Source organism: Pseudomonas sp. BF-RE-22, from assembly GCF_019956155.1.
GTDB lineage: Bacteria > Pseudomonadota > Gammaproteobacteria > Pseudomonadales > Pseudomonadaceae > Aquipseudomonas > Aquipseudomonas migulae.
The window spans coordinates 55,052-68,730 of sequence record NZ_JAHBDD010000023.1; the positions used below are offsets into that span (position 1 = coordinate 55,052).

At 59.1% G+C, this 13,679-nt stretch carries 8 protein-coding genes and 1 pseudogene; 5 read left to right on the forward strand and 4 right to left on the reverse strand.

The window, feature by feature from the left end; translation table 11 throughout:
• Nucleotides 1-37 precede the first annotated feature (37 nt).
• Complete coding sequence (gene putP, locus KGA82_RS14530) at nt 38-1,522, reverse strand: sodium/proline symporter PutP (RefSeq protein WP_192226891.1); 1,485 nt, start codon at nt 1,520-1,522, stop codon at nt 38-40.
• Nucleotides 1,523-1,985: 463 nt separating this feature from the next.
• Between putP and putA the strand changes: the two genes are divergently transcribed.
• The 3 genes from putA (at nt 1,986) to KGA82_RS14545 (ending at nt 8,946) form a co-directional block, all read left to right on the forward strand.
• A complete protein-coding gene (gene putA / locus KGA82_RS14535) occupies nt 1,986-5,939 on the forward strand; it encodes a trifunctional transcriptional regulator/proline dehydrogenase/L-glutamate gamma-semialdehyde dehydrogenase (protein ID WP_223450934.1) in 3,954 nt (1,317 codons plus the stop codon).
• 257 nt (nt 5,940-6,196) lie between these two features.
• A complete protein-coding gene (locus KGA82_RS14540; protein ID WP_223413874.1) occupies nt 6,197-7,999 on the forward strand; it encodes an acyl-CoA dehydrogenase in 1,803 nt (600 codons plus the stop codon).
• Nucleotides 8,000-8,196: 197 nt separating this feature from the next.
• The gene (locus KGA82_RS14545; protein WP_223450935.1) at nt 8,197-8,946 is read left to right on the forward strand and encodes a hypothetical protein; all 750 of its coding nucleotides are present in this window, start codon (nt 8,197-8,199) and stop codon (nt 8,944-8,946) included.
• 72 nt (nt 8,947-9,018) lie between these two features.
• Here the strand turns inward: KGA82_RS14545 and KGA82_RS14550 are convergent, their stop codons facing one another.
• The 3 genes from KGA82_RS14550 to KGA82_RS14560 form a co-directional block, all read right to left on the reverse strand.
• On the reverse strand, nt 9,019-10,953 hold the full coding sequence (locus KGA82_RS14550) for a methyl-accepting chemotaxis protein (protein ID WP_223450937.1): 1,935 nt from the start codon (nt 10,951-10,953) through the stop codon (nt 9,019-9,021).
• Nucleotides 10,954-11,053: 100 nt separating this feature from the next.
• A complete protein-coding gene (locus KGA82_RS14555; protein ID WP_008025105.1) occupies nt 11,054-11,356 on the reverse strand; it encodes a cell division protein ZapA in 303 nt (100 codons plus the stop codon).
• Nucleotides 11,353-11,562: a hypothetical protein gene (locus tag KGA82_RS14560; protein WP_008025106.1), complete on the reverse strand. Its 210-nt coding sequence runs from the start codon at nt 11,560-11,562 to the stop codon at nt 11,353-11,355. Before KGA82_RS14560 ends, KGA82_RS14555 begins: the two co-directional genes overlap by 4 nt.
• A gap of 404 nt (nt 11,563-11,966) precedes the next feature.
• Between KGA82_RS14560 and KGA82_RS29500 the strand changes: the two are divergent.
• A pseudogene (locus KGA82_RS29500) lies at nt 11,967-12,722 on the forward strand (MCP four helix bundle domain-containing protein); the annotation flags it as partial.
• Nucleotides 12,714-13,577: a methyl-accepting chemotaxis protein gene (locus KGA82_RS29505; protein WP_411741516.1), complete on the forward strand. Its 864-nt coding sequence runs from the start codon at nt 12,714-12,716 to the stop codon at nt 13,575-13,577. The pseudogene KGA82_RS29500 and the gene KGA82_RS29505, both read left to right, overlap by 9 nt.
• The last annotated feature ends 102 nt before the right edge of the window (nt 13,578-13,679 follow it).

Here is a 13,679-nt window from a genome sequence, read left to right on the forward strand (position 1 = left end):
ATGTTCGGCGAAAGGGTTGAGCCTCAGCTCATCCCGATCACTTGTTCAGGCGGAAATCAGCCTCGGCAGCAGCGAAACGCTGCAGCATGCCGTGAGTCGGCGCGCCCAGTTTGCTGACGATGTAGATCGCCAGGCTGGCGAAGATGAAACCAGGGATGATTTCGTACAGGCCCAGCAGTTCGAAGTGTTTCCACACGATCACGGTGATCGCGCCGACCAGGATGCCGGCCAGTGCGCCGTTACGGGTCATGTCTTTCCAGATCACGGAGATCAGGACCACTGGACCGAACGCAGCACCGAAACCGGCCCAAGCGTAGCTGACCAGACCCAGCACACGGTTTTCCGGGTTGGCGGCCATCGCGATGGCGATCAGGGCAACCAGCAGCACCATGGCGCGGCCGACCCAGACCAGTTCCACCTGGGAAGCCGATTTACGCAGGAAGGTTTTGTAGAAGTCTTCGGTCAGGGCGCTCGAGCACACCAGCAACTGGCAGCTCAGGGTGCTCATGACCGCAGCCAGAATGGCCGACAGCAAAATACCGGCGATCCACGGGTTGAACAGAATCTTGGCCAGTTCGATGAACACGCGCTCGTGGTTTTCACTGACAGGCATCGCCACGGCAGGGTTGGCCGAGAAGTAGGCAATACCGAAAAAGCCTACAGCCACGGTGCCGCCCAGGCACAGGATCATCCAGGTCATGGAAATGCGACGGGCATTGGCGATCGACTTGACCGAATCCGCCGCCATGAAACGCGCCAGGATGTGCGGTTGGCCGAAGTAGCCCAGGCCCCAGCCCATCAGCGAGATGATGCCGATGAAGGTGGTGTTTTTCAGCATGTCGAAGTTGGCTGGATCTTGCGCTTCGATGGCCAGGAACGCGGTATCGACGCCGCCGGTCGCCAGCAACACGATGATCGGCGTGAGGATCAGGGCGAAGATCATCAGCGTGGCTTGTACGGTGTCAGTCCAGCTGACTGCCAGGAAACCACCAACGAAGGTGTAGGCAATCGTCGCCGCAGCACCGGCCCACAGCGCGGTCTCGTAGGACATGCCGAAGGTGCTTTCGAACAGACGGGCGCCAGCGACGATGCCGGACGCGCAGTAGATGGTGAAGAACACCAGGATCACAACCGCCGAGATGATCCGCAGCAGGCCGCTTTTGTCTTCGAAACGGCTGGAGAAGTAGTCCGGCAGCGTCAGCGCATCGCCGTTGTGCTCGGTCTGCACGCGCAGACGGCCGGCGACGAACAGCCAGTTCAGGTAAGCACCGACGATCAGACCGATGGCGATCCAGCTTTCGGACAGACCGGACATGTAGATGGCGCCCGGCAGACCCATCAACAACCAGCCGCTCATGTCGGAGGCACCAGCGGACAATGCAGTCACGACGCTGCCCAGGCTGCGACCGCCCAGAATGTAGTCAGAAAGGTTGTTGGTGGAGCGATAGGCCATGAAGCCGATCAGCACCATTGCTGCGATGTAGATCACGAACGTGATCAGGGTTGGATTGCTAACGCTCATTAAGTGATGCCCTGGCTTTGTTTTTATGTAGCGGCAGAGTGTGAAAACGCCGACAAACGACAATGTTTGATCAAACGATTTGCGGGTCCGCGCATTTAGGACTGATGTTTCCCCAGGAAAGCCATCAGCCGGTGCACCTGTCTTTTTGACCGGTTGCACCTTGGGCGCGAATCCTATTCAACAACGCAAATAAGGTGCAACCCATTTTTTGAGAATAAGTTGCACCTAGTCGGATTTAGCTTGAAAAGCTCTGTTTTTGCTCCCTTTTAGAGCAGTCATGGCGGTTTACTAGAAGCAAAAGCACCAAGCAGGAGCGGTACGTTCGTACCGGAATTTAATTCCTGACGAGCTGCCTATTATTCCGACAAAAAAAGGGTTGCACCCGGTTGCACCTCGGAGAGCGCGCAGCTAATCTTGCCGCCAGCTGATGCCACGCGGTCGTGGCAAACATGAGGATAAAAATATGGCTACCACCACCCTTGGGGTCAAACTTGACGACCCGACCCGCGAGCGCCTCAAGGCCGCCGCGACTTCGATTGATCGCACGCCGCACTGGCTGATCAAGCAGGCAATTTTCAATTACCTGGAAAAACTCGAGGGTGGTGCAACCCTGACCGAGCTCAACGGCCTGACGGCCAAAGAAGCCGACGACAGTGGCGACGTCCACGTCGACCACGCGCACCAGTGCTTCCTTGAGTTCGCCGAAAGCATCTTGCCGCAATCGGTGCTGCGCGCCGCCATTACCGCTGCTTACCGTCGCCCTGAGCCGGAAGTGGTGCCGATGCTGATCGAACAGGCTCGCCTGCCGGTCGCCATGGCTGACGCCACCAACAAGTTGGCTGCCTCGATTGCCGAGAAACTGCGCAATCAGAAGAGCGCCGGTGGCCGTGCCGGAATTGTTCAGGGCCTGTTGCAGGAATTTTCCCTGTCGTCTCAGGAAGGCGTGGCACTGATGTGCCTGGCCGAAGCGCTGTTGCGCATCCCGGACAAAGGCACTCGTGACGCACTGATCCGCGACAAAATCAGCACCGGTAACTGGCAGCCGCACCTGGGCAACAGCCCGTCGCTGTTCGTCAACGCCGCAACCTGGGGCTTGCTGCTGACCGGCAAACTGGTCGCCACCCATAATGAAGCGGGTTTGACTTCGTCCCTGAGCCGCATCATCGGCAAGAGCGGCGAGCCGATGATCCGTAAGGGCGTCGACATGGCCATGCGCCTGATGGGCGAGCAGTTCGTCACCGGCGAAACCATCGCCGAAGCCCTGGCCAACGCGAGCAAGTTCGAAGCCAAGGGTTTCCGTTATTCCTACGACATGCTCGGTGAAGCCGCCCTCACGGAGCACGACGCGCAGAAGTACCTCGCGTCGTACGAACAAGCCATCCACTCGATCGGCAAAGCGTCCCACGGTCGTGGGATTTATGAAGGCCCGGGCATTTCCATCAAGCTGTCGGCACTGCACCCGCGTTACAGCCGTGCGCAGTACGAGCGAGTGATGGACGAGCTGTACCCGCGTCTGTTGTCGCTGACCCTGCTGGCCAAGCAATACGACATCGGCCTGAACATCGACGCCGAAGAAGCCGACCGCCTCGAGCTGTCGCTGGATCTGCTGGAGCGCCTGTGCTTCGAGCCGCAACTGACCGGCTGGAACGGCATCGGTTTCGTGATCCAGGCGTATCAGAAGCGTTGCCCGTACGTGATCGATTACGTGATCGACCTGGCTCGCCGCAGCCGTCATCGCCTGATGATCCGCCTGGTGAAAGGCGCGTACTGGGACAGCGAAATCAAGCGCGCCCAGGTCGAAGGCCTGGAAGGCTATCCGGTCTACACCCGCAAGGTGTACACCGACGTTTCCTACATCGCTTGCGCCCGCAAATTGTTGTCGGTGCCGGAAGTCATCTACCCGCAGTTCGCCACGCACAACGCCCACACTCTGTCGGCCATTTACCACATCGCCGGTCAGAACTATTACCCGGGCCAGTACGAGTTCCAGTGCCTGCACGGCATGGGCGAACCGCTGTACGAACAGGTTGTAGGTAAAGTTTCCGAAGGCAAACTGAACCGTCCGTGCCGCGTGTACGCACCGGTCGGGACTCACGAAACCCTGCTGGCGTACCTGGTACGTCGTCTGCTGGAAAACGGCGCGAACACCTCGTTCGTGAACCGTATCGCCGACCAGTCCATTTCGATTCAGGAGCTGGTGGCCGATCCAGTGGCCAGCATCGAGCAGATGGCGACGCTGGAAGGCGGCTTCGGCCTGCCGCACCCGCGCATCCCGCTGCCGCGCGATCTTTATGGTGCCGAGCGCGCCAACTCCAGCGGCATCGACATGGCCAACGAACATCGCCTGGCTTCGCTGTCGTGCGCTCTGCTGGCCACTGCTCACAACCACTGGAAAGCCGCGCCGATGCTCGGTTGCGTCTCCAGCACCGAAACCCCTGCGCCTGTTCTGAACCCGTCCGATTTGCGTGACGTGGTCGGTCACGTACAGGAAGCGAATGTCGAAGACGTCGACAACGCGATCCAGTGCGCCCTGAACGCTGCACCGATCTGGCAGGCCACCCCGCCGGCCGAACGTGCTGCGATTCTGGAACGTGCCGCCGATTTGATGGAAGGCGAGATCCAGCCGCTGATGGGCCTGTTGGCTCGCGAAGCCGGCAAGACCTTCGCCAACGCCATCGCCGAAGTGCGTGAGGCCGTGGACTTCCTGCGTTATTACGCGGTGCAGGCTCGCAACGATTTCACCAACGACGCCCACCGCCCATTGGGCCCGGTGGTGTGCATCAGCCCGTGGAACTTCCCGCTGGCAATCTTCAGCGGTCAGGTTGCCGCTGCATTGGCCGCCGGTAACCCGGTACTGGCCAAGCCTGCGGAACAAACCCCGCTGGTCGCCGCCCAGGCCGTGCGCCTGATGCTCGAAGCCGGGATTCCGGAAGGCGTGCTGCAACTGCTGCCGGGCCGTGGCGAAACCGTGGGTGCCCGTCTGGTCGGTGACGATCGGGTCAAAGGCGTGATGTTCACTGGTTCCACCGAAGTCGCTCGTTTGCTGCAACGCAACGTCGCTGGCCGCCTGGATGCACAGGGCCGTCCGATTCCGCTGATCGCTGAAACCGGCGGCCAGAACGCGATGATCGTCGACTCCTCGGCACTGACCGAACAAGTCGTTATCGACGTGGTGTCGTCGGCCTTCGACAGCGCCGGCCAACGTTGCTCGGCTCTGCGTGTACTTTGCTTGCAGGAAGATTCTGCTGACCGTGTCATCGAAATGCTCAAGGGCGCCATGGCTGAATGCCGTCTCGGCAACCCTGAGCGCCTGTCCGTGGACATCGGCCCGGTGATCGACGCCGAAGCCAAGGCGGGCATCGAGAAGCACATCCAGGCCATGCGCGACAAAGGTCGCAACGTGTACCAGGTGGCCATCGCCAACAGCGAAGAAGTCAAACGCGGCACCTTCGTGATGCCGACGCTGATCGAGCTGGAAAGCTTCGATGAGCTGCAACGCGAAATCTTCGGCCCGGTGCTGCACGTGGTGCGCTACAAGCGCAAAGACATCGACCAGTTGATCGGTCAGATCAACGCTTCCGGCTACGGCCTGACGCTGGGCGTGCATACGCGCATCGACGAGACCATCGCCAAGGTGATCGACAACGTCAATGCCGGTAACGTCTACGTGAACCGTAACATCGTCGGTGCTGTGGTTGGCGTGCAACCGTTTGGTGGCGAAGGCCTGTCGGGTACCGGCCCGAAAGCCGGTGGTCCGTTGTACCTGTACCGCCTGCTGTCGACGCGTCCTGCCGATGCAATCGAACAATCCTTCGCTCGTGGCGACGCCGCCACTGCACCGGATGTTCGTCTGCGCGATGCCATGAGCAAACCGCTGACCGCCCTGCAAACCTGGGCCGACAGCAACAAGTTTGCCGACCTGAGCGCCTTGTGCGTGCAGTTCGCAGCGCAATCGCAAAGCGGCATCACCCGTGTGCTGGCGGGCCCGACCGGCGAGCGCAACAGCTACGCGATCCTGCCGCGTGAGCACGTGCTGTGCCTGGCGGAAGCTGAAGGCGACCTGCTGACGCAACTGGCGGCGGTATTGGCCGTCGGTGGCTCAGCGGTATGGCCGGAAGCTGACCTGACCAAAGCCTTGTTCGCACGCCTGCCGAAGGAAGTTCAGGCGCGCATCAAGCTGGTTGCCGACTGGAACAAGGACGAAGTGGTGTTTGATGCGGTTCTGCATCACGGCCATTCCGATCAATTGCGTGCGGTTTGCCAGCAAGTGGCCAAGCGTGCCGGGGCGATTGTCGGGGTTCACGGGTTGTCGCTGGGCGAGACCAACATTGCGTTGGAGCGTCTGGTGATCGAGCGAGCGTTGAGCGTTAACACCGCTGCGGCGGGGGGTAATGCGAGCTTGATGACCATCGGCTAAAACCGATAAGCCGGGCTGCCGCAATAGCCGCCCGGTACGCAATACCCCTGTGGGAGCGAGCCTGCTCGCGATAGCGGTGTGTCATCCGACACATGTATTGGATGAAACACCGCTATCGCGAGCAGGCTCGCTCCCACATTTGTTTTGTGGTGCCTGTTAAGTCGTCGCTCTGCCCTACCATCACGCTCATCAATCATCCTGTTCAGCCTCTATTCCCACGCCTAGACTCGGTCCATTCCAAAAAAAGGTAGGCCGCCATGTCCGAGACGTTGCTCAGTTCCCGCAATCTGGCTTTCGAGCTGTATGAAGTCCTCGATGCCGAAGGCCTGACCCAGCGTGAGCGTTTCGCCGAGCACAATCGCGAGACCTTCGACGCCGCCATCGGCACCGCTCGCAGCATTGCCGAGAAGTTTTTTGCCCCGCACAACCGTAAGGGCGACGAGAATGAGCCGCGCTATGAGAACGGTCAGGCGATTCTGATTCCGGAAGTGAAACCAGCGGTGGATGCCTTCCTCGAAGCCGGTTTCCTCAACGCCGCGCGCAGTTTCGACGCCGGTGGCATGCAACTTCCTACGCTGTTGTCCCAGGCGTGTTTCGCACACTTCCAGTCAGCCAACGCGGCCTCGACTTCATACCCGTTCCTGACCATGGGTGCGGCGAACCTGATCGAAAGCTTCGGCACTGAAGAACAGAAGCAGCGCTTCCTGCAACCGATGATCGACGGCCGCTTCTTCGGCACCATGGCCCTGACCGAGCCGCACGCAGGTTCGTCGTTGTCGGATATTCGTACCCGCGCCGAGCCCGCTTCTGACGGCACCTATCGACTCAAGGGCAACAAGATCTTCATCTCCGGCGGCGATCACCCGCTGTCGGAAAACATCGTGCACATGGTGCTGGCCAAACTGCCGGACGCACCGGCCGGGGTGAAAGGCATTTCGCTGTTTATCGTGCCCAAGTTCCTGGTCAACGATGACGGCAGCCTGGGCAAGCGCAACGACGTGTTGCTGGCCGGGCTGTTCCACAAGATGGGCTGGCGCGGTACCACGTCCACCGCGCTGAACTTCGGTGATAACGGTGAGTGCGTCGGTTATCTGGTGGGCAAGCCGCACCACGGTTTGAGCTACATGTTCCAGATGATGAACGAAGCGCGAATCGGCGTCGGCATGGGCGCGGTGATGCTCGGTTACGCCGGTTATCTGTACTCGCTGGAATACGCCCGTGAGCGTCCGCAGGGCCGCGTGCCGGACAGCAAAGACCCGAACACCGCGCCGGTGGCGATCATTCAGCACGCCGACGTCAAACGCATGTTGCTCACGCAAAAGGCTTACGTCGAAGGCTCGTTCGACCTCGGGCTGTACGCGGCGCGACTGTTCGATGACACCACGACGCTTGCGACCGAAGCCGAGCGCAAACAGGCCCATGAGCTGCTGGATTTGCTGACGCCAATCGTCAAATCCTGGCCGTCGGAGTTTTGCCTGAAGGCCAACGAACTGGCGATCCAGATTCTCGGCGGCCACGGTTACACCCGCGAATACCCGGTTGAGCAGTATTACCGCGACAACCGTCTGAACCCGATTCATGAAGGCACCCACGGCATTCAGTCACTGGACTTGCTGGGCCGCAAACTGGCGCAGAACGGTGGTGCGGGACTGAAACAATTGATCCGCCTGATCGCCGACACTGCCGAGCGGGCGCAAGCGTACGAATCGTTGAATGCGCTGCGTGAACCGCTGGAGAAATTGGTGGCCCGCCTGCAAACCGTAACCCTCGGTTTGCTGACCGACCTGGCTCAAGGCAAGGTCAACAGCAGCCTGGCGAATTCGGCGCTGTACTTGAAGGTGTTTGGGCACACAGTGATTGGCTGGCGCTGGCTGGAACAGGCGATTCGCGCCGAGGAAGGGTTGGCCAAGGGGAACGCGGCGGATGTGAGCTTCTATAAGGGCAAGCTGCAGGCGGCGCGGTATTTCCTGACCTGGGAAGTGCCGGGTTGCCACCATGAATTGGCGATTCTTGAGGCGCGGGATGATGTGTGTTTGAACATGCAGGACGAGTGGTTCTGAGCAATTGACTCAGTGCAGAGTATTGGTAATGCATTGAGTGTTCATTTTGAAACACGCCAACCCTGCACTCGACACACCTGTTATTTCTGACAGCTGTGTAATCAAGGCAGCTCCGATAGGCTGGATTCCCGGCATCACACTATTTGTCGGCAACGACGGACATCCCCCTGTCCGTCGGTCCTCCTATATGAGAGAGCATGATGAATACGTCAAACACACTTGCAGACAAAACAATCAAAATCCCAGGACTTGTCAGCCGTGACTATTGCGTTCTGGCATCCATTTCAGCTGGGTCTGGAAGAGCGGGAACGATTTGGACCGATTCCAAAGGGATTGAATACATCGTCCTCGACAAAAATCACCACAGGCCTTCAAACGAAAAGTCCCTTATCACTATTGAGATGGTTTCCGTTGGCGCCACCGGTGAGAAGCAAGCTTCTGAAAGTGCTGAAACAACGGCAGTCGGTATGATGGAAATCATTTCGCCCGACGAGCGGTATGAGTGGGACTACCTCGTCGGGTACAAGGACTACGAGGCCATGTCTGCCAACGAGTGGCTAAGCGTTGTCTATGGCTTCCCTGCCGCAGAACGCACACCAAAAATAGACCCTTATATACGGCTCACCCACGACCAATTCATTCTGGCGACCAGAGTAGGTGACAAGGTAAGAGGTAATCGCAACAGCACCGTCACAGGCAAAGAGTATCGCTGGCAAATCGATAACGGCTATCGCGTAACCGTCAAAACCGATGATGACACCCAAATTGGTAATCGGTTGTTTAACCGCGATGACATGTTCAGATCAATGACCAGTGGCGACACCTATATCGATGAACAACAACGTTCCTGGGTCGTGAGAGAGAAACGGGTTTTTTATATCGATACCGTCAATGGTGCCGAGGTATACGGGAAAGAGCTTTTGGTCTCGTCATTCGTTTCTGACTGATCATCAGCGCCCCGAGAGCGCACACACTATTGTCGCGCTCTCGCCCAGCCTGTATTGCCTGGTATTCGAAACTCAGCTCAACCGAAACCCACCCATCTGCCGCGCCAGATCATCCGCCAACCGCTGCAACGTCTGACAATCCTCCCGGCAAGCCCTGACCTCCCCCGCTGTCGCCCGGGCCAGGTCGGAAATCCCCTGCACGTTGCGGTTGATCTCTTCGGTCACCGCCGACTGTTCTTCCGTCGCAGTCGCAACTTGATGGTTCATGTCGCTGATGCGCTCGATCTGCCCGGTAATCGCAGTCAGCGACGTCCCGGTGCGCTGGCTCGATTCGACACCGGTGCCGGTCGCCGCTTGACCGGTGTGCATCGACGACACCGCGTTCTCCGCGCCTTGTTTGAGGCTGCCGATGATTTGCTGAATTTCATCGGTGGACGTTTGAGTTCGCCGCGCCAGTGTCCGCACTTCATCTGCCACGACGGCAAATCCACGGCCCATGTCTCCAGCCCGCGCCGCTTCAATAGCCGCATTCAACGCCAACAGGTTGGTCTGCTCGGAAATCCCGCGAATCACCGCCAACACCTGATCGATCGACGCCACCTGATCAGCCAGTTCGCCCACCGCACTGGCGGCGACACCGATTTCATCGGACATGCTTTCAATATGTCGGATCGACCCACCCACCACTTCCCGCGCCTGCATCGCCTCATCGCGAGCATCCTGCGAGGCAACCGCCGCGTTACCGGCGTTCTGCGCGATTTCCTGCACGGTCAGGCCCATTTCGTGGACGGCGGTGGCAACCATGTCGGTCATTTCCTGCTGACGCCCGGAGCGTTCGGCGGTGTTATCCACAACCTTCGCCACCTGGCTGACGGCGGTGCGCAAACGCTCACTGGTGGTCAGCACTTCGCCGATCATCTCGCGCTGACTGTCGAGGAATCGATTGAAGCCACGCGCCAGGTCACCCAGTTCATCGGCGCGGCTGGAATCTAACCTGTGGGTCAAATCTCCACCACCGCTACCGATGGCAACCAACGCTGCTGTTACCTGACGAATCGGCCGCACCAACCCACGAGCCAGCAACACCACCAGCAACAGGCACACCAACGCCACCGCCAGGCCAATGCCGCTGCTCATCCACATGGCGCGGCGGGCTTCGGCGTAGATCTGCGACTGTGGCACTTCGGCCACCAGGGTCCAGCCCAGATCCCTCAGCGGCAGACTCAAGGCCAGGAAGTCTTCGCCATCACGCACGAAGCTGCTGCTGGCAGCTTTTTGACCCATGACTGCCTGCGCGGCCGACGCACCGATTTGCTCGACCAAGGTGCGCTTGCCACTGAATTGCGCTTCGGGGTGAACCTGGATCAAACCGTCGGAACGCACGAGATAGACCTTGCCGCGCTCACCGAAGGTGAAGTTGTGAATCAGCTCCGACAGCTCTTTCATGCTCAGGCCAAGCCCGGCAACGCCCACGACTTTGCCGGCCTGCTCGACCTTGAGGTCGATGAACAGTGCCAATTCTCCGGTGGCTGTGTCGTTGTCGATATTGAGGGTGCGCGGCTGGTTGCTGTCGAGGAACGAATAGAACCAGGCGTCTTTGGGATTGGAACGGCTAAGGCTACGGTCCAGGCCTTTTTCAGTGAAATAGTGGTTTGAAGCCGTACCGACAATTAACGCGGTAAAGGCTTTGTGTTCGGCGCGGATGCCTTCCAGATACTGCACGAACGCGGCGGTCTGATCACTGTTTTCGCCCTCGGCGAGCCAGTCGCGCACCATGCTGTTGCTGGCGATGTCCTTGGCGGCGGTGAGGGGTTGCACGAGGATGCGCTCGATGTCGTTGCGCATCGCTTCGATGCTCGACGGCAGCGCTTGTTCGACCAGGTAGCTCTGGGCGAGACGGTTGACCACGAGGGTATAAACGCCAACCACGATCAGAATACTGACCAGCAGGGCGGTGCCCATACTGAGGATCAACTGCCATTGAATACTGCGACGCCAGAACTGCATGGAGCACCCCCAAAGAATAAGAGGCTGAAACAATGCAACAGCCGTGCCGATTGTATACAACGCAAGCGACAATTTATTCTTTGGTTGTGCGCAAAGCTGATCAGGCTTGATTGATCGTCTTGGAGATCACTTCAACCGTGGCGCTGACTTGCTCTTGGTAACGGTCGAGTTCGAGCTTGTGCTGCTTTTTCATTTCGATCTGCTGAGAACACAGATTCATCGCGGCCAGCACCAGCAGTCGGTCACCGATCAGGGTCGGGTACTTTCTTTTGGTGTCAGCCAAAGCAGCCTTCAACATCAATGCGGCGTCCAGCAGGGTTTGCTCTTCCCCGGCCGGCGCCTTGATCGAATAGTCCTCCCCCAGGATCGAGACGACTTTTACCCCTGCGGCGCCGACACTCATGCGCTGACCGGGCCGGCGCTGACGCGTTCAACCAGGGCCTGGATGCGGGCGGCGGTGGCGCCTTGTTTCTCTTCCTGTTCCATCAGGCTCAGTTGCAGGCTTTCGTTTTCATCCTTGGCCTGGGCCAGTTCTGCACTCAGGGTCTGGTTCTGTTGAACAAGGTCACTGACCAGTTGTTCCAATTGGCTTAGGGATGCTTCCAACATTTTGATTTTCCAAGCATTTTCAAGGGGCGCGTACGATAAAGAAAAGTCACCACGGATGCCAGGGTTAATGGGGCGCAAGGCCTTGATTTTCCTGGCGGGCGACCTTCCTCGCGAACTTTAAAGACTGTGATTGGCGGATCTGGTTCCTGCACTTCGTCGCCATAGTTTCTGTAGGAGCGAAGCTTGCTCGCGAAGGACGTCCAGACAACGCGTTCATCCAGACTGCACGCGTTACCGTTAACGCCCTTCGCGAGCAAGCTTCGCTCCTACAGGAAAAAGTCTGACTGCGACAAATACGCGCAGCCCCTCAAGACTTTAGTCGTATGACCGATAAGTCATCCATACGTCAGTCTCAGCGCCGCACAGGTGCGCTCTTTTCGGTAAACACCATGTCCCTTCGTAATATGAATATCGCTCCGCGGGCGTTCCTCGGTTTCGCCCTGATTGGCGGTCTGATGCTGGTTCTGGGGGTGTTTGCCTTGAACCAGATGAGCAAGATTCGCGGTGCTGCCGAGGAGATCACCTTGAGCAGCGTGCCGAGTATCAAAAGCCTCGACGAGTTCACTCAACTCACCTTGCGCCTGCGGGTGCTGTCCTACCGTTTGCTGGTGAACCGCGAGCCCGATGTTCAGCAGAAAACCATGGAGCTGCTGGACACGCGCAACCAACAGATTCGTGCGGCTCAAGCCACCTACGAAAAACTGATCGCCAGCCCGCAGGAACGTGCAGCCTACGATCAATACGTACAGTTGCTGGGGCAGTACCGCCAGATCGAAGACCGGATGAAAACCCTGTCGCGCAACAATCAGGTCGATGAACTACGCACACTGCTCAACACTGATCTGCTGACCAACTCCGAAGCGGTCAACGCAGTGCTCAATCGCTTGCTGGAGATCAACACCCAGCAGACCGTCGACACCAATCAGCGCGCTGCCGATCAATACGATTCGGCCTTCAGTCTGGTGATCACCTTGCTGCTCATCGCCACCGGCCTGACCGTGCTGTTTGCCTGGCTGCTGACCAATAGCATCACCAAGCCAATCGCCAATGCCTTGAGCGCTGCCGAACAAATCGCCGAAGGTAACCTGACTCGCCCGATCACCGTTGATGGCGAAGACGAAGCCGGCCGTTTGCTGCTGGCCATGTCGAAGATGCAAGACAAGCTGCGCGACACCCTGCAGCGGATTTCCGGCTCGGCCACGCAACTGGCCTCCGCCGCTGAAGAGCTCAACAGTGTCACCGACGAAAGCGCCCGTGGCCTGACCCAACAGAACAACGAAATCGAACAGGCCGCCACCGCCGTCAATGAAATGACCAGCGCCGTGGAAGAAGTCGCGCGCAACGCGGTGAGCACCTCGCAAGCGTCGAAAAACGCCACCACGTCGGCCGGTGACGGTCGTGATCTGGTGCAGGAAACCGTCAGCGCCATCGAACGCATGAGCGCCGATGTGCAGAGCACGGCGACACTGATCGGTGATCTGGCCAATGAATCCCGCGACATCGGCAAGGTACTGGACGTGATCCGTGGCCTGGCGGACCAGACCAACCTGCTGGCCTTGAACGCCGCCATCGAAGCGGCCCGTGCCGGTGAAGCCGGGCGCGGTTTTGCGGTGGTGGCGGACGAAGTGCGTGCACTGGCGCACCGCACTCAGCAATCGACCAGCGAAATCGAACGCATGATCGGCAGCATTCAGACCGGCACCGAGCACGCGGTGGATTCGATGCGTAACAGCACCGAGCGCGCCGAGTCGACCTTGAACATCGCTCGCGGCGCAGGGATGTCGCTGGACACAATCAACAGCGCCATCGTCGAAATCAACGAACGCAACCTGGTGATCGCCAGCGCGGCCGAAGAACAGGCCCAAGTGGCCCGTGAAGTGGACCGTAACCTGGTGAACATTCGTGATCTGTCGGTGCAATCGGCCACCGGCGCCAATCAGACCAGCGCGGCGAGCAACGAACTGTCGCGACTGGCAGTGGACCTGAACACAATGGTTGGACGGTTCAGTCTCTAACCCGCAAACACCAGATGCTCGTGATACGTCGATCCGGAACATCCCCCGATCTGTAGGAGCCGGCTTGCTGGCGATGGCGATTTCACAGACGCCATCGCCAGC